The organism is Acinetobacter sp. XS-4, assembly GCF_023920705.1.
Classification (GTDB): domain Bacteria; phylum Pseudomonadota; class Gammaproteobacteria; order Pseudomonadales; family Moraxellaceae; genus Acinetobacter.
The window spans coordinates 2,116,289-2,135,285 of sequence record NZ_CP094657.1 but is presented as its reverse complement, the minus strand read 5'-3'; the positions used below and the strand labels follow the sequence as shown (position 1 = coordinate 2,135,285).

Genomic DNA, 18,997 nt, shown 5'->3' with positions numbered 1-18,997 from the left:
ATATAATTATTTATAGATTTGTAGTAAGTAAGTTAAGATAGGAGATAACTCATTAAAAATATTTATTTTGAAGTCGAATACAGTGAGTCATTATCTATACATTCCTGAACAAATCAGTAAATCAATTTATGAAATTTCGAGTCCTATTTTTCTTACATCAGAGCTATTTTGTTATGGGCTCGATTTATCACAAACAACGCATTTGCATATAGACCAACGATTAGACCATCCCCTAAAAATTGCTCAAGCGCGTGTCGAACGTAAAAATGAGTACTTATGCGGCAGAGTATTAGCTCAGGCAGTTTTAAATCATCATTTCGGTTTAGACCAGCCAATAACCTCGATGTACGAACCTTTGCCTATTTGGCCATCCCATGTTTTGGGGAGTATTAGTCATTCACAAAATAATTTAATTGTTGCGTTATCTTGCCATGCGGTTTATTTGGGAATTGATATTGAGCATTGGGTGACCTCAGAATTTGCTCAAGATAGTGCACATCTTGTTTTAACGCTATCTGAGTTTGATTTATGGAAAAATAAAGCGGCTGAGTTTTTTGATTTTGCCCGTTATGTAAGCTTAATTTTTTCTATAAAAGAAAGTCTATATAAAGCGGTTTATCCCACTGCAAAGCAATATATCGATTTCTTAGAAGCATCTATAGTTGATATTAATTTTGAAAATCAAAAATTAACACTAACTTTTTTGCCAGAAATTCAACAGCGCTATCAACTCTTAGAACAATATCAAGGTGGCTGGGCTGTAGAACAAGACTATATTATGACTTGGGTTTTTCAAGCACGGATTTTTGCTTAAAATAAAAAGAAGGCAACGAATTGCCTTCTTTTATTTAGGGTTTAATTTTCTTGTAATTTAGGATCTTGGAATCCAGTTTCACGCATATCTTGAGAGTTGAATAAGAACATAAACCCTACTGCAAAGCTTAATATGCCAAAGAAGAGGATACTTCCTGATATTGGTAAAAACCGAGTTAAAAGACCTAAAGTTGTGGTTGCAATCGAGTCGCCTAACGCATCTTGTGCGAGCCAGATTGCATTAATACGGCCTAGATATTCATCAGGTGTATGTCCTTGCACAATACTGTATTGAAGTAAGTTGGCAATCGACATCAAATATCCAAACACACATAAAATTGGTAAAGTCACGATGAGCCAAGGTGAAAGTCCAATCATAATTATGCAGCTAAAAACACCTAAGCATGTATAGAGCATAACTAAGCCGGGTCGAAGTAACCTTGTTGTCCATCCACTCAATAAGGCGCCTAAAGTCGAGCCTAACGGAACGGCTGAATACATAAGTCCGAGTTCAAATGCGCCACCGTGAAAAATTTCATCTGCCATTTGCGGAAAAATAATACGAATAGCACTGCTAAAACTGAGCAGTGTTCCAATTAAAATGGTGCTACCAACCACTTTATTTTTAAAAACAAATTTAAACCCTTGAGCTAATTGGCGAAGAGGACTCTCACCATTTGATGCATGTTGTGGTTTAAGTGCAGGCAGCCCCATTAATAAAAACACAGTGAGTAAAGTACCCACGGTTGAGACCCAATACACAGTTGCTACACCACTAACCGCAATTAAAATACCGCCGATTGCTGGTGAAATAACAGTTGCAAGACGTACGGATACCATACTGATCGCACGGGCTTGTACAATATTTTCGCGCCCTACAATCACAGGCATGATCGCCATCATTGCGGTTACACCCAGTGCACCAAAGAAACCATCCCATGCCGATAAAAAATAAATAGCATAGAGCGAAGGGTGCTCAAACATGGCGTTGATGGCGAGGCCAGCAAAGCCTAAACCACACACACCACGTGCCAATAAAATCAGCCATTTTCGATCTTTGCGATCTGACAGCAAACCACCAAGTAACAAGCCAATAAACATGGCAATGCCTTCAAAAGCCATTGCAACTGCAACATTTAACGAACTACCCGTAATGTCGTAGACTTGTTTTGGAATAGCCACGACCAACATGCCAATTGTTAACAATGACAATGTGCGGGCAATAAATACATGTCGGAAATGAGCATTACGTTTTAAAAGACTAAAATCGGTCAATATAGATTTGAAGCTCATGGCGTGTGCTCCTCTAAACCGCGCGCCTGACAAATCATGCGGTTTAAAATCGGGCCAAGTGTTTCAAGCTGCTGTGGAGACAATATATCGGTATGGTCCGCTTCGCTTAGTCGAACAATATTAAGTTTTTTGACTAAAGGTGACCATTGTTGTTCTGGTTGGATATACGGCAGCAAGTCTTTTTCAGCGACAACTACGTGTAGTTCACCATCAAAGTGCGGCATCTTATAAGGTTTTAATAAACGGACCGCATCGCGATAGTTTGCGAAAATATCCTCTTGTAAACGGCGGGTTTCTTCACTTAAAGCCGTATCTGCATCGGCTAAAATATCATTGAAGAATTGAAGCTGTTCTTGTTCAGCTTCAGCATTCATTTCCTCTACAGATAAATCTAACCACTGATGAATTTCAGCAGGGTAAGTGTCTAATAAGCCGAGATAATCAACTTTTTCACCCTGTTCAGTTAACTTCGCTGCAACTGCATAAGCCACAGTGCCGCCAAGTGAATAACCTAATAAAGTATAAGGTCCGGTTGGTTGTTGCTTTCGCATAATCTCAAGTTGTTTTTCAACCAATTCGTCCATATCAGTACTATTTGCCAATAGGCCATCTGGTCGAGGTGACTGCAATCCAATAATGGGTAAATCAGAATGCAGATAACGATTCAGAACCGTATATTGCCATGCCGAACCAGAACCAGGGAAGAAACAGAACAATGGATGCCCTGAGCCAGAACGGATTGGTAAAATAGGTTGCATGCCAGTTTGTTCAACTTCTGCTAAACGTTCTTGTGTAAGCAGTAAAGCTGCTAAACGTTGAATCGTGACATGACTCATTAACTGGCCAATTGGAATGGTCCGCTTAAATACTTTTCGGATTTCAATTGCAAGCTTCATCACCAAAATGGAGTGCCCACCAATGGCAAAGAAATCTTCGTTAACACCAATATTCTGATCTGTATTTAAAATTTGCTGGAAAATACGTGTCAGTTCATGTTCAAAAGCAGTGGTGGCGTACTGTTTTTCTGTATTTGAAGAATTAAGTTGTGGTTGCGGCAGTGCTTTACGGTCCAGCTTACCATTATGACTTAATGGGAATTGCTCGACCAACATATAGTGTGTCGGCACCATATATGCAGGAAGCTGTTTCGCCAATTGTTTCTTTAACTGGTCGATGTCCACAAGTGCAGTTGTTTGCAAGTAAGCGACCAATTGAACATCTGCTTTATTTTGCTCAGAAGAGATAGGATGTACAACCACATCAAGACCACTGAGTAAGCGTAATTGCTGTTCAATTTCACCCAATTCAATACGTTGCCCACGTATCTTTAACTGGTCATCAGCACGGCCCACATATTGAATACGACCGTCAGCATGCCAGCGAGCAATATCACCAGTGCGGTACATGCGTTGACCTGCTGCAAATGGGTTAGCCACAAAACGTGTTGCCGTTAAGTCTGCTCGATGTAAATAACCCATGGCCAGTTGATGACCTGCTAAATAAAGCTCACCGTCCACTCCAACAGGAACAGGACGTAAGTATTGATCTAAAATATAAAGCTGGGTATTCCAGACTGGATAGCCAATCGCAACGCTACTTTCTTCTGGATGTAATCCTAGTGTTGCGTCCATATAACTCACATCTACCGCAGCTTCCGTTGGGCCATATAAGTTATGTAGCTCACAGCTAAAGTGCTCGGTAAATGATTTTGCTAAAGCCATTGGTAATGCCTCACCACTACAGAACACTCGGCGGATTGGTAAACTTTGACGCTGAGCAGATGACAAAATTTCGGTAGCAGCATTTTCAAAAACAGCCAACATTGACGGTACAAAATGTAATGTTGTTACCTGATATTTTTGAATGAGGCTTAATAATGCCAATGGATCACGGTGTGCATCTACAGGTGCCATAACCAATCGTGCACCCACTAAATATGACCAGAAAAACTCCCATACCGAAACATCAAAAGTGCATGGCGTTTTTTGTAAAATTGTATCGGTTGCTGATAGTGGATACTCTGATTGCATCCATAAAATACGGTTCACAATGGCTTGGTGAGAAACCATAACACCTTTTGGCTGGCCTGTTGTACCCGATGTATAGATTAAATATGCCGGATGCTGTGGCGTAATGACTGTTGTTTTATAGCTGCTTAAATCAACCTTTGTTTCATTAAACAATTCATTAAAAGTAAAGGTGGCTATTGATGGAGAGGCAATAGCAGCTAGATCTTTTTGTTCACCAATCACAAGTTTAGATTTGGCATCCTGCAACATAAATTTGATGCGTTCAGACGGATGTTGTAAATCAATAGGTAAATAAGCTGCACCTACTTCAATTACCGCTAAAATAGCGATACTCAATTTGACTGATCTTGGTAGGGCAACCGCAACAATATCTCCAGCCTGTACACCCGCGCTTTGTAATTGCTGTGCTAAAGCACAAACTTGCAAACGCACTTCACTGAAACTGAGCTGATGATTTTCATCAGATAATGCCGTTTGTTCAGGAGTAATTCGAGCTTGTTCTCTGAGTAATTGCTGTAACGTGCTCTGACGAACATAGTATTGGGTTTGATTTGTTTTCTGGATTAATTCGTGCTCTTCAGCCAGTTGTAAGCGATAGTGACCAAGAGACGTCTCTGGTTCATTTAATGCAATTTCAATCAATTGAACCATTCGCTCAAGAAAATGCTCTGGTTGATCAATTACACCACGCTGCTCAAGTAATAGCTCAATTTGATGATCAGGAATAACCAATAAAGCAAGCGGGTAATGGCTATAACCACGATTTGTGAGTTTTGAAATCGCAGCATCACCAAGTTTTTGCTGTAAATACTGGTTATCAGGGTAGTTTTCTACGACTAACAAACTATCGAAAAGATTACCTTGAGCCATCAATTGCTGAATTGCACCCAGTCCTAAACCATCATGTTCTAAATGTTCAACATGCAATTGCTGTAACTGAGTCAATTGTTCCCAAAGTGTTTGCTGCATGTTGAGCTTTACACGCACTGGAATCGTATTTAAAAACAATCCGATCTGCTGATCTAAGCCATTGATAGGTGCTGAACGCCCAGAAACAGGAGTACCAAACACAATATCTTCACGATGAGCATAAATATTTAAAGTCATTGCCCAAATCATTTGCATGAAGACATTGAGCGTGATGCCTTGCTGGCGTAATTTGTGTTGAAGTTTCGCACCCAACTCAGCACTTAAACGATATGAAGTTTCCTGTACAGCTTGCTGTGCTTGATTAAATAAAATAAGTGGCTGTAAATCTGCTAAATCACGTTGCCAAATTACTTTTGATGTTTCATGGTCACGTCCAGATAAAGCTTTAATCACTGTTTCATAACTATATTCAAGCACAGGTAATTGTTGATTAGTTTGCTGATAAGCTTTAATAAAGTCTTGTAAAAACAGCGGAGTTGACCAACCATCTGTTAACAGATGATGCACCATAATCAATAATTCTGAATGTTCTGGAGCATGTTGAATTAAAGTTGCCCGAATTAAGCCATAGGGTTGGTCGAGGTGAATCGGTTGCTGCAATGCTTCTTGAATGGTTTGCTCAAGCAGATCGGGAGTGACTGAGCAAAACTGAACTGGCCAAGCTTGAGTAGGATGTAATGAATAGATAAAAACAGGTTCTTCAGTTAATTCACTATCAAAATGTCCGCCTAATTGAGGGTGACGTTTTAATACGGTAATCAAAGCTTGCTGCAAACGTACCGGATCAATATCTCCATTTAAACTAAGACGAGTAAAGGCATTATAGTTCGATTGATTTTCTACTTGAGATAAGAACAACATGCCTTTTTGCAAAGGAAGCAAAGGTAAAATAGTGCTGTTTTTTCCATATTTTTCTTGAACCTTTTGTTCTAGGTCTGCTGAAAATAACGGTTTTGAAACGGCCGCTTGTTGTTCATCTAAACGGGTGAGTTGCGGTGCCATAGCGGCGACTGTTTTAAATTGAAATACATCACTTGGTCTTAAGCCGTAACCGCGTTGGCGTAATTGAGTACAAAGCATAATGGCCGAAATACTATCGCCACCTGTCATAAAGAAGTCGTCATCAATTCCAATTGCGTCAAGCTTAAGAACAGATGCAGTAATTTGACATAAAAGTTGTTGTTCAGACGTTTCGGCCATTCGGCTATGGGTACGAATTTGAGGCTTTGGCAGTGCTTTTTTATCGACTTTACCACTTACATTTCGTGGAAATTCGGACATAACAGTCAGGGCAGAAGGCACCATATATTCAGGTAAGTTTTGACGTAACTGACTTAAATATTGCTGACTTAATTGCTCACTGGTTTTTTCATCGAGTTCAATGTCTTTGACCACACAATAACCGAGTAAACGATGACTGTTATTAATTGGTTCTGCAATCACGACTGCGCTTTCAACATTGGCTAAAATCGAAAGTGTATTTTCAACTTCACCAATCTCAACTCGATAACCACGAATTTTAATCTGGTCATCACAGCGCCCCATAAATTCAAGTTTACCCGCGCTATTCCAGCGGACTAAATCACCCGTACGGTACATGCGCTGTCCATGTTCAAATGGATTCGCTACAAAGCGGGCAGCACTTAAGTCAGCGCGACCTAAATAACCATTGGCAATCCCAAAACCAGAAATATAAAGCTCACCAATGACACCAGTTGAGCATCGTTGCAAGTGGCGATCTAGTACATAGGCCTGTGTATTACCAATAGGGTTACCAATGACAGGGCGAGCTGCCTGTTTTAATTCTGCTCGGAAAGTATCAACCGTATATTCTGTTGGGCCATATAAGTTATGTGCAAAAAGCGCTGGCTGAGCATTAAGCTGTTGCCATAAAGCTAAAGGTGCAGCTTCACCACCAATCAAAATAAGACTGGGTTGATGCTGATTTTCAGCAAATAAACCATTCGTCATCATTTGCGCACAAAAAGATGGCGGTAAATCAAGTGTATCGATTTGTCGTTGCTGAATTTCTTGCACTAAACCAAATGCATCACGACGCATGTTTTCATCAAAAATATGTAGCTCTTGGCCCCAGAGCATCCAGAAAACTTGTAGCCAAGATGAGTCAAATGAGAAAGAGTGTGTATGCGCTGCACGTAACGGACGCTCAGGGAAACGCTCATTTACAGCTTCTAATACAGGCCAGTAAATGGTTGTTTTATGTGACAAAATGAGGTTGAGTAAAGAACCATGTGTGTTCATTACTCCTTTAGGACGGCCAGTACTACCTGAGGTAAAAATCACATAAGCAACATCTTGGAAATCAAATTTACGATTTTCGGCAGGAATATCACTCGCATCTTGCTTTCGAATTTGCGTTTGAACATCTTCATGATCAAGGTATAACTGCTGAATATTTTGTGGTAGTTGCTGTGCAAGAGCTTGTGTCGTTAATACAAATAATGGATTTGCATCTTCACACATCATTTGCATACGATCGATTGGATAATCTAAATCGAGAGGTAAGAAACTCGCACCAGAATTGAGTACAGATAACATCACGACAACTGAGTCAATCGAACGAGGAATAGCTCCAGCAATGACAGTTTGCTTTTTGGCCCCATTTTCTTGTAAAAAACGAGTGAGTTGATTTACTTGTACCGCAAGCTCAGCAAAACTAAGATGCTGAAGGTTTGGACGTTCACCACTCACAATTGCGGTACGTTCGGGATACTTTTTAATTTGCTCATAAAAAATATCTAGAACATTATTATATTGTTCAGAATGGCTAACACGTGGACCAATACCACTTTGAGTCAAGGTAGCAAGCTCTTGTGGTGTCGTAATATTAAAATTGCTACATGCCTGTTCTGGACGAATTAGAGCTTGTTCAAGCAATAAAGTTAAGCGTTGACCATGGTTAAATAGTTCATCTTGTGTATAACGCTGCGAATCTGCACGTAGTTCGATAATGAGTTCATGATCTTGAACAATAAAAGAAAACTCAAAATCATCAATTGGTCCTGTAGAAATATGGTGTGTTTTGACCTTTTCACCATCTAACACCAAATCTTGATCAAAAGCTTTATAGTTTAAAATAGGGCCGTACATTCGTTCATGAATATCGATACTATTTAAATCTCTTAAAATTTGTTCAGCATCGTATTTCTGATGCGGACGAATTTGTCGTAATTGCTCTTGTATATGTTGAGCCAAGCTTACCCAACTGTCTTTTTCAGCAACTTTAAACTTCACAGGCAACACATTTACCGTAGGTAAGGTTGAGCGAATCGCTTTTGAACCTAAACGGCGCATGAATGGAATACCATTAACCAGATCAGCTTTATCGGTCATTTTGTAAATATAATGTAATGACAATGACATCATCATGTCATTCAAAGCTAATTTAGATTGCGCAGCTAAAGCTTGAATCTGCTCTAAAATCCCTGTCGAAAAACGCAGCTGATGCTTAATAAATGTCGCTGTGGTTTTTGCTGCTAAATGATGAGTACTTAAACTAACTGGACTAGGTAAATCTTCACAATATGCTTTCCAGAAAGCTTGGTCTATTTTAAATTGATGGCTATTTTCATAAGCCTGACGCTCAGAAATAACATCATTGACGCCAATGAACGGAGAAGCTGAAAGGTCTTTTTCTTCTTGTAATTGTTGATAGAGTTCAACAATACGTTTGGTCAGGTTAATCATGCTAAAGCCATCAAGCATGATGTGGTGATAGCGTTGATACCAATACACTTTATCATGCGTCGTAAATAACACCTGACGAAACAGTTGAGATTCACCCGTTTTAAGTGATTTAGCACATTGACGATCTGATGGCATCCAGTCCCATAAACGTTGCTGAGCTTTTTGGGGAGTTAAATGACAAAAATCAAATTCTTCAATTTTAAACTGAATTTGGTTGCTAAGCTCAATAAACGGTTGAGATGGGTCAGATGAATATGAAGCAATGACCGTATCAGCTTCACTCAAGCCGATTTGAATTGCTTTTTTAAATGTTGGGAGGTCGACAGTTTTTGGTAGTTCCAAACAATGCGCAATAGTATATAAATCTTCAATTGAACTTAAATGATCGGCAAGAAAAATACCGAGCTGAGTAGATGCCAATTCAAAGCGAGCTGGTTGAGAAATATCTGGAGTAAATTCATTGTTTAATGCTTGATTCATGACAATACTCCTTTACGCTTGTTGAAAGGGGTTAATAGCAACCCAATGCTTTTCTACATATGCAATACACGAAGCTCGTGTATCTGGTCCATGCTGAATATCCCACCCCGATGGCACCTGATGTTGAGCAGGCCATAAACTGAACTCACCTTGTTGATTTTTTAAAACCTGAAAAGACAAACTTTCATTATCGAAAGGATTAATATAGTTTTCCTGTAAGTTGCTCATGATATTGTTATCCTTGATGAAACAAATGGTTATAGTGAAAGAGTGTGTTGCAATGCCTTAAGCAAGTCGGTACGCCAGTTCACAGCATCATGTCCGCCTGAAAAACTGTGAAAACTCACTTGATTGAATGATTGCAATTGTTGATAAAGCTGAAGGGCATCGTCGCGCATATCGGTTTCATACGTGCCGGCACTGATATAGATTTGAGTTGTTTTTGATAATGGATGAGATAGGTTTTGAAGCAGTTCTAAAATATTACCTTTATGCTTTTGCCCTAAAATACTGTTTGAAAAATCTGACCACCAATAAGATCCAGACTGCAAAATCAGGGAATTAAAAATAGTCGGGAACAACAAAGTACTATGTAAAGCACATAAACCACCTAAACTTTGACCACATAACGTAATGTCTGTTTTAGAAATAAAAGAATATTCTTTTATAAGTATTTCAATGAGTTCATCAACCAACGCCTGACTAAACGAATCATGACAACCATAATCTTGTTGGCGTTGTTGACTATTTAAACTATGAACAAAAACATAAACTGCTGGGCGAATCTTGTTTGAAATAGTCAAATGTTGAATTTCGGGCAGAATTGAAAGCTCTCGACTCCAGATTTGGCCATCAAGCAATATGACAAGTGGCAAGACTTCTTGAGTCGATCGATGACTAATAAAAATGTCGACCAAATAGTCCTGTTGGCATAAGCGACTTGACCATTGAAATGTCTTTGTAATTGGGCAATCGTCTATGAAAGATTTTGTGTTTTCGAGTTGAATTTGATTGATGTATCGGGCCAGATGTCCCGTATAAAACTCATGCTGATTGAATGAGTCAATTTGAGCATTTTGTTTAAGCTGTGTTTGCCACCATAAGCGTCGTGTTGCTGCACAATCTGTTTCTGGCGCTTCTTCACTAGCAGTAACTACAACATAACTACCAGTCCAAGCTAGGGGCAGCTCTATTTCAAAGAAGTACACATTTGTTCCAGCTATATGGCTAAAACGATTCCACTTTTGATAGATAGAAGGGCTCTGTGAATAGATATCAATATAAACAAAGATACTTTCTTTAGGCTCAGGACTACGCCAAACAAAGGTATATAGCGCTTTATTTTTTTGTAGGTTAACTAGCGGACTACCTATTTTTTTAACGGTATTCCACCAGACCTCACTCCCAACATTGAGTTGTTGAAATAGGGGATGTAAGGGATGAGAAAATGGCTTCATTTTGAGTCCATCTCGGCAAGAAAGCGCGGTCAAATTAACAAAATGATTCTCATTAGTAAATGGAAACAATTATCATTATAATCAATAAAAAAAGATGGGTTTTCTTAAAATTATTAAAAATCAATTAAATAAGGAGAATTCTTGGTTAATAAATAACTTGATTTAGATTGTAATCTTATGTTTGATATTTATCGCACTTGATAATAATGATAATTATTTGCAATTATGTGGCGAAATTTACTATTCGTTTCAAACTGGAGTAAAACATGAGCTCTACCATCGTAGTCACAGGTGCTGCAAGAGGTATTGGAGCTGCTATTGCAAAAAAATTATTGCAGCAAGGGTATCAAGTCATCGGCATCGACCGACAGGAAAAACCCGAACAATGGGAAGTCACTCAAAAGCTACAAGACAGTGAAATCACACGTTGGGAAGGCTTTCAGCAAGATATTACTGATCAAGAAACAACAGCAAAGCTCATTAAAGACATTTTAAACAAACATAGCGTAACGGGTTTAGTGAATGCAGCGGGCGTATTGATTATGCGTTCTATGCTTGAAGCAAAAACAGAAGACTGGCAAACACTTTTCGCTGTAAATGTCATGGCACCTATTGCGATTAGTCAACAACTTGCCAAGCATTTTTGTGAAAAAAAGCAGGGAAGTATTGTCACGATTAGCTCGAATAGTTCACGGATGCCACGTATACAACTTGGTATGTATGCCACCAGCAAGGCTGCGTTGAGCCATTACTGCCGTAATCTTGCGCTTGAAATTGCACCTCATCAAGTAAGGCTTAATATTGTTTCACCAGGCTCTACGCTAACTCAAATGCAGCAGCAGCTTTGGACAGATAATTCACCCCCGCCTGCGGTAATCGATGGAGATTTAAGCCAATACCGTACAGGCATTCCCTTAAGAAAATTAGCCCAGCCTGAAGATATTGCCAATACGGTCAGCTTTTTACTTTCTGATCAAGCTGCACAAATTACCATGCAAGAAATTGTGGTTGATGGAGGAGCCACTTTAGGCGTTTAAACATTCATTCATTACAACAAAATAACTGTATAAGGAGTTGAGAGATGTCGGCACAGCATCCGTATTTTATCCAACGAGAAAATTTTACTGAAAGTCGCGTTGCACTAGCACAAGAAATTTTGAATTGTGGAAATGACGCAGGTTTTATTTTTACCACGCCAGAATACACCATCAATAGTCATCAAAAATTACGAGATATTCAAGTTGCTAAAAATAGCCTTTTAAAAGATTGGTTAGATGAAGCACGAGCTCAATTACAACTTGCAATGAATGACGGTTATAAAGACGTCAAAATTATGGGTGGTTTACCATTTTGCTCGGCAGCCGATGTCAATTTAATGCTGATGCAAAATGCAAAAATCTATCAGAAAGTACTCTATGCACAATCTGATATTGATTTTGGTTCTTTATCTTTAAAAAAGGCTGATTATTTCCCTTTAGGTGAACACTACCAACAGCAAGTTGAGTATTTAGTTCAGCAAATGCAAGCAAAAAAACTTGATAAAGCCGTACTTGCTCGTATTTTGCAACTTGAGTTTGAACAAAATATTCCCGTCTCGGACTTATTTTATAACTTAGCTAAGCATAATCCCGAAGGCTATAACTATGCAGTCGCGAGGCATCCTCAAAGTGAAGGGTGGTTTGTCGGTGCAAGCCCCGAACTTTTAATTGCAAAGCAAAATACAAAAATCTGGAGTAAACCCGTTGCTGGCACATTGGCCCGTGATGACGATCCAACCCTAGACCAAAATAATGCCAGAGCATTACTTGCTTCACAAAAAGATCAACATGAGCACGCACTCGTCATCGAAATGATTGCCGATGAGCTCACACCTTTTTGTAAGGAGTTAAAAGTACCTAAGCAACCATCCCTCATTCGTACCAAACGCCTTTGGCACTTGGCATCACACATTACTGGCGAACTTAAGCAGGCCGATACTCATGTTTTTGACTTAATTGAACGTTTACACCCAACGCCTGCAATTTGTGGGGAGCCTAGTCCGATTGCTAAAGAATTAATTCAGCAACTTGAACCATTTAACCGTGAATTATTTGCAGGAACTATGGGTTGGGCAGATGAACAAGGTAATGGTGAATGGTCGGTGACTGTTCGCTGTGCCCGAATCTATCAGAACATTGCCCGTTTATTTGCCGGTGCAGGCATTGTGGAAGCTTCTCGTCCACAAGCTGAACATGCTGAAACTGCCGCTAAATTTCGCACTGTGCTGGACGGATTCCAGATTTCACCCAATCAATTGCCAATACAAGGACCAAACACATGACAACACAGGTTTATTTGGATGGTGCAGTGCCATATCCAGCAGAATTTGCTGAGATTTACCGTAAAAAAGGTTATTGGCTTGGGCAAAACTTGAGTGATTTCTTGCGTGAAAGTGCTCAAAAATATCCGCAAAATATTGCAGTATATGATGGTGATAAAGCCATTAGTTACGCTGAGTTTGATCATTTAGTTGATTACTGTACAAGCCACTTATATCAACATGGACTAAGAGCAGGTGACAAAACAGTTGTACAAATGCCGAATCACTATCAGTTCTATGTTTTATTTTTTGCACTGATTCGGCTTGGTGCTTTACCTGTGATGTCTTTACCTGCACATCGCTATGCAGAACTCAGTAGTTTTTTCAAACAAACTCAAGCAAAAGCTTATTTCTGTGCTGATTTTGGTGCACAAAAATTTGACTACCGAGAGCTCGCCGAAAAGCTTCAGCAAACTGCTTCTTGCTTACAACATGTATTTATACTTGGAAATGCTGACAAATTTGTAGCAGTTCAAAATCTATTAAAAGAAACCAGTATTTTGGATGAAGCCATCTCACCGACTACGGCAGGTCAGGTTGCTTTTTTACAACTTTCAGGTGGAAGTACCGGTGTTCCTAAACTGATTCCACGTACCCATGACGACTATCTATATAGCGTACGTGAAAGCGCAAAAATCTGCCGTCTCAATCAGTCATCACGTTTACTCATGGTTTTACCCGCGGCGCATAACTTTTCAATGAGCTCGGCCGGTTCTTTAGGTGTTTTTTATTCGGGCGGGGCTGTGGTTTTAGGCACTGACCCAAGCCCTGAAACTGCTTTTTCATTGATCAAAAAACACGGTGTGACTGATGCTTGCTTGGTTCCTGCTTTGGTTCGCCCATGGATGGATAAAGCGGCAAAAGATCAAGATCTAATATTGTCGACTCTACGTTGTTTACAAGTCGGAGGAGCGCGTTTACCCGATGCAGTTGCCACACGCTTGATTGATGAGTTCCAAGTCAATCTGCAACAAGTTTTTGGCATGGCTGAAGGGCTGGTGAATTACACCCATTTTGACATGACGAAAGAGCAAATTATCCATACCCAAGGTTTAAAAATCTCACTAGATGATGAAATTTTAGTACTGGATGATAATGATCAACCAGTAGGCGCTGGAGAGGTAGGGCATTTGCTAACGCGCGGTCCCTATACCATTCGCGGCTATTACCAAGCACCAGAGCACAACGCTCGTTCTTTTACACCAGATGGTTTTTATCGTACAGGCGATTTAGTACGTATTCGCGAAGATGGCTGCATTGTTGTGGAAGGCCGTTCAAAGGAACAAATCAATCGCGCTGGTGAAAAAATTGCGACAGAAGAAGTTGAACAAGCTTTATTAACTCATCCACAAATTCGTTTAGCAGCACTGGTCGCTATGCCTGATGAGATCATGGGTGAAAAGAGCTGTGCATTTGTTGCATGGCAAGTACACGCTGATGATCCAAGCCCAATTCGTCTTGCAATGTCAGTTCGTCAACATCTGAAAGACTATGGACTTGCAACCTACAAAATTCCCGATCGAGTCGAATTTATCGAGCAATTTCCATATACAGCCTTTGGAAAAATCGACAAAAAAAGATTACGTCAACAATTTGAAACCAACACCAATGTTCTTGCTTAAAGATAAAAAAGGAAAAATTTGATGAGTATTCCTAAAATTGCCAGTTACAGCATGCCACAAGCGCACGAATTTACAGCGAATAAAACACATTGGCAGTTGCATACCGATCGCGCTGTTTTATTAGTACATGATATGCAGCAATATTTTTTAGATTTTTATGATCAAACTCAAGCGCCTATTCCAGAGCTCGTTAAAAACACCAAAGAACTGATTGAAACTGCGCGTAAGTTTAATATCCCTGTGGTCTATACTGCACAGCCCGGTAACCAAACACCTGAACATCGCCAGTTATTAACGGACTTTTGGGGAACTGGCCTAAAAGATGACCCGAAAATCACTCAAATTTTGCCAGAAATTACGCCTGATAAAAATGATACTGTCTTAACAAAATGGCGTTATAGCGCTTTTAAATTTTCTCCACTCGAACAACTTATGCGTGAGTCAAACCGCGATCAACTCATCATTTGTGGTGTCTATGCACATATTGGTTGCCTCATGAGTGCGGCAGAAGCCTTTATGCTAAATATTCAGCCGTTTTTATGTGGAGATGCACTTGCTGATTTTAGCCGTGAAGAACACGATATGGCTTTAAAATATACAAGTACACGTTGTGGGCAAGTCATGACAACTCAGCAAGTCACACGAGCTTGGGCCCTTGAACAAGCAGTCTCACCACTCACTGAAGAAGGTATTGTTTTGGCAGTGAGTGAACAGCTTCAGATTCCAGCTTCAGAAATTCAGTTAAATGATGATTTACTCATGCTTGGACTTGATTCAGTACGACTCATGACATTAGTGGGTAAATGGCAAGCTTACGGCGCACAGGTAAGTTTTGAAGATTTAGCTGAACAACCAACACTAGAAGTTTGGATTGATAAGCTAGTCGCTTAAATTGAAAGAATAAAAAATGGCAGATTTAATATCTGCCATTTTTTATTCTAACTTTTAAAAGGATGTATTATCCTTTTTAATACGGCTATTAAATCTTAAAGTTCGACTCAACCATGGTTTGCTCATTGACCACTGAAAACTCGGTAAACTATGAACCACAACAAAGAAGAACACAGTAAATAACGGTACCAGTAAAGTACCAAACACGACACTACCAAATACGCTCATTCCAATTTCATATCTGCTCGCAGCACCTGCACCAGTTGCAAAAATTAAAGGAACCACACCCGCACCAAAGGCAAGAGATGTCATCAAAATCGGACGTAAACGTAGCTTTAATGCTTCACTTGCTGCATCGATTTTACTTTTTCCTTGTTTGAGTGCTTGAGTCGCGAACTCAACAATTAGAATTGCATTTTTACAAGATAAGCCAATACCTGTTAATAGGGCAATTTGAAAGTAAACATCGTTAGGTAACTTAAAAATCCAAGCAAAAATAATAGTGCCTGTAATGCCTAGAGGAAGCCCTAATAAAATAATAAAAGGAACTTTCCAGCTTTCATATAAGGCAGCCAAACATAAGAAAATAAACAAAATAGAAATGAGATATAAATAGATCGCTTGGCGGCTAGATTGTTGCTCTTGTAAAGAAAGACCACTCCATGCGACATCTATACCAGACTGTTTACTGACCATATCACTTAACTGTTGCATTGCTTGACCTGAGCTAAAGCCTGAACTTACATTTGCTTCAAGTTGAATGGCAGCTAGACCCATAAATCGGGTAAGAGCTTCTGGGCCACCTGTCCATTGACTTTGCGCAAAATGAGCGAGGGAAAGCATTCCACCTGTATTATTTCGGACATGCCAATACGCTAAATCTTCGGGTTTAGAACGAAACTCTGAATCACCTTGCATAATGATTCTTTTAATTCGACCTCGTTCAACAAAATCGCCAACATAGTTTCCACCCCAAGCAGTCGATAGTGTTGAACGAATTGCTTGTTGGTCAATTCCTAACATTTTGGCTTTATTTTGATCGAGTTGAATAAATACTTCGGCTTTATCTTCACTCACAAGAGGACTTAGATTTTCAAAGGCCGCATAATTTCGAGATTCTTTTTCTAAGGCTTTATATTGTTTAATTAATTCATCGCGCCCTTGACCATTTACATCTCTAAGCCAAAGTTCTAAAGCATCCGACTGACCTAAACCAGATACACTTGGCGGCATTCCTACCATGACTTTAGCGGGCAAGTTTTTTTGTAAATATGCTTGGGCACGTTCACGAATAGCACTCGCCGTATTGGCTTCGCCTTTACGCTCATTCCAATGTTTGAGTGAAACAAAGGCCATACCTAAATTTGGACCGCTCCCTGAAAAGTTTTGTCCATTCACGACCAGTACGGTATTAATATTTTTACCTTCGTGTTCAAAGAAATAATTATTGACGAGTCTTCCAATTTCTTCAGTCTGGCTCATTGAGGCACTGTTATGCAAACTATAAGGAACAGCAAGTAGTCCTTGATCTTCATTTGGAATAAAGCTTGTAGGCAAACTGCGGTAAATCAAAAATAAAATTACTGCTATGCCCACAACCAATAGACTGGAAAATACTTTAAACTGGATTAAACGAACTGATAAAAAACTAAAAGATGATCTGACTTTTTGAAGAGCAAGCTCAAGTGTTTGTCCCCATTTTGGTTTTTTATTATGTTTTTTTAATAGAACTGCGCACATCGCAGGTGTAATAGTCATGGCAACAAATAGCGATAACAACATGGCTGCTGCTAATGTAATAGAAAATTGACGGTAAATCATACCCGTCGAACCACTAAAAAAAGCCATTGGGATAAATACCGCGGTTAAGACCAGCGTAATGCCTACCAATGCACCGCTAATCTCTTGCATCGACATTAAACAAGCTTCATGTACACTTAGCTGTTGTTCGTGCATAAGCCGCTCAACATTTTCCACGACTACAATCGTGTCATCAACCAATAACCCAATCGCTAAAACCAGGGCAAATAGCGTAAGCGTATTAATGCTCATTCCAAACAAATACAACACCACAAATGTGCCACTAATGACGATGGGAACCGTAATGGTTGGAATAAGAGTTGCACGCCAATTTTGTAAAAAGAGATACATCACAATAACAACAAGCACGATTGCTTCAAGCAAAGTGATTATGACCTGCTTAATTGACTCTTCAATAAATGGTGTATTGTCTCGAGGATAAACGACTTTATATCCAGCTGGTAAATGCTGGCTAAGCTGAGCCATTTTTTCTTTAATAAGGGCAGAAGTCTCGATTGCATTGGCATCTGGGCTTAGAGAAATGCCTAAACCTGACGATGGGTAGCCATTAAGCGTATTAATACTTTCGTAATTTTCTGCCCCTAATTCGACTCTCGCGACATCTTTTAAATAAACAAGGCTACCATCAACATTTGCTTTAACCACCACCGATTTAAAGTCATCTATTGTTTTTAAACGCGAACCTGCTTTTACTTTTGCATAAATATTTTGGTCAGCAGCTGAGGGCATTGCACCAATCGAACCCGCAGCAATCTGGGTATTATAATCTTCTAGGGCTTTTTCAATATCACTCGGTACAAGTTGATAATTTCTAAGCTGATTTGGATTTAACCAAATGCGCATGGCATAGCTTGAACCAAAAACATTAACTTCACCAATGCCTTGCAACTGACTTAAAGGTTGTTCAAAGTGATTCACCATATAATCAGACAAATCAATATTGCTGGTTTTACCAGTTTCATCATATAGCCCCACAATAAGTAGCATATCGCCGGTGGTTTTCCATATGTTTACGCCTTGTCTTTGAACTTCCTCAGGTAAACGGTTTAATGCGCCATTAATTCGGTTTTGTACTTGGAGCTGTGCTTTATCAATATCTGTGCCAATTTTAAAATGAATATCAATGCTACTCGTTCCTGATGATTCACTATAGGACGTAAAGTAAAGCAAATTATCCAGACCTTTTATTTGTTGTTCTAAAATTTGGGTCACACTTTCTTCGACTGTGTCAGCAGCTGCACCACGATAGTTCGCAACAACCGTAACACCCGGTGGAGCAAGGTTAGGGTAACGTTCGACAGGCATTGCTAAAGTGGCAAGAAAACCAAAAATAAGAATAGTGATTGCAATGACAGAAACAAAGATAGGGTGATAGATAAAAAATCGAGAGAGCATTGTTATGTCTACTTTAAGATTGTTTTAAATAGGTTTTTAGGCACACGAAAGTGTAATGGTAACGCTTTTTCACAGTACAAACAATAATGATTATCATTATATAACTAATAATTATTTTTATCTTGATCAAGAAAAGTCATGCGTATATGATGCTCGGCACATCATAAATGATAATAATTATCATGTGGTAATCATTAT

Annotated in this window: 10 protein-coding genes and 1 pseudogene; 6 read left to right on the top strand and 5 right to left on the bottom strand. The window is 39.4% G+C overall.

Features of this window, described 5'->3' with window-relative positions:
• Positions 1-82 precede the first annotated feature (82 nt).
• Positions 83-814, top strand: coding sequence for a 4'-phosphopantetheinyl transferase superfamily protein (locus MMY79_RS09905; protein ID WP_252608089.1), 732 nt, complete (start codon positions 83-85; stop codon positions 812-814).
• Between the two features lie 41 nt (positions 815-855).
• On the opposite strand, the gene entS is transcribed toward MMY79_RS09905, so the two are convergent.
• Genes entS through fes form a run of 4 tightly spaced genes read right to left on the bottom strand, consistent with a single transcriptional unit; the run spans position 856 to position 10,711 of the window.
• Complete coding sequence (entS, locus tag MMY79_RS09900; RefSeq protein WP_252608087.1) at positions 856-2,106, bottom strand: enterobactin transporter EntS; 1,251 nt, start codon at positions 2,104-2,106, stop codon at positions 856-858.
• Complete coding sequence (locus MMY79_RS09895) at positions 2,103-9,254, bottom strand: non-ribosomal peptide synthetase (protein ID WP_252608085.1); 7,152 nt, start codon at positions 9,252-9,254, stop codon at positions 2,103-2,105. The genes entS and MMY79_RS09895 overlap by 4 nt, the downstream gene beginning before the upstream one ends.
• 12 nt (positions 9,255-9,266) lie before the next feature.
• Complete coding sequence (locus MMY79_RS09890; RefSeq protein ID WP_016138145.1) at positions 9,267-9,482, bottom strand: MbtH family protein; 216 nt, start codon at positions 9,480-9,482, stop codon at positions 9,267-9,269.
• A gap of 29 nt (positions 9,483-9,511) precedes the next feature.
• A complete protein-coding gene (fes, locus tag MMY79_RS09885; RefSeq protein ID WP_252608083.1) occupies positions 9,512-10,711 on the bottom strand; it encodes an enterochelin esterase in 1,200 nt (399 codons plus the stop codon).
• 266 nt (positions 10,712-10,977) lie between these two features.
• Here fes and MMY79_RS09880 point away from each other — a divergent pair, with 266 nt between their 5' ends.
• The 5 genes and pseudogenes from MMY79_RS09880 (at position 10,978) to MMY79_RS09860 (ending at position 15,583) form a co-directional block, all read left to right on the top strand.
• Complete coding sequence (locus MMY79_RS09880; protein ID WP_252608081.1) at positions 10,978-11,748, top strand: SDR family oxidoreductase; 771 nt, start codon at positions 10,978-10,980, stop codon at positions 11,746-11,748.
• Between the two features lie 44 nt (positions 11,749-11,792).
• Complete coding sequence (locus MMY79_RS09875) at positions 11,793-13,031, top strand: isochorismate synthase (RefSeq protein WP_252608079.1); 1,239 nt, start codon at positions 11,793-11,795, stop codon at positions 13,029-13,031.
• Entirely contained in the window at positions 13,028-14,692 is a 1,665-nt protein-coding gene (locus MMY79_RS09870) for an AMP-binding protein (RefSeq protein WP_252608077.1), read from the top strand. The genes MMY79_RS09875 and MMY79_RS09870 overlap by 4 nt, the downstream gene beginning before the upstream one ends.
• A 21-nt stretch (positions 14,693-14,713) precedes the next feature.
• Positions 14,714-15,331: pseudogene (locus MMY79_RS09865) on the top strand (isochorismatase family protein); the annotation flags it as partial.
• Positions 15,314-15,583 carry a phosphopantetheine-binding protein gene (locus tag MMY79_RS09860; RefSeq protein WP_252613501.1) on the top strand — a complete coding sequence of 90 codons (270 nt, stop codon included), beginning with the start codon at positions 15,314-15,316 and terminating at the stop codon, positions 15,581-15,583. The pseudogene MMY79_RS09865 and the gene MMY79_RS09860, both read left to right, overlap by 18 nt.
• Positions 15,584-15,637: 54 nt before the next feature.
• Here MMY79_RS09860 and MMY79_RS09855 read toward each other — a convergent pair whose 3' ends face one another.
• Entirely contained in the window at positions 15,638-18,799 is a 3,162-nt protein-coding gene (locus MMY79_RS09855; protein WP_252608075.1) for a multidrug efflux RND transporter permease subunit, read from the bottom strand.
• Between the last annotated feature and the right edge of the window lie 198 nt (positions 18,800-18,997).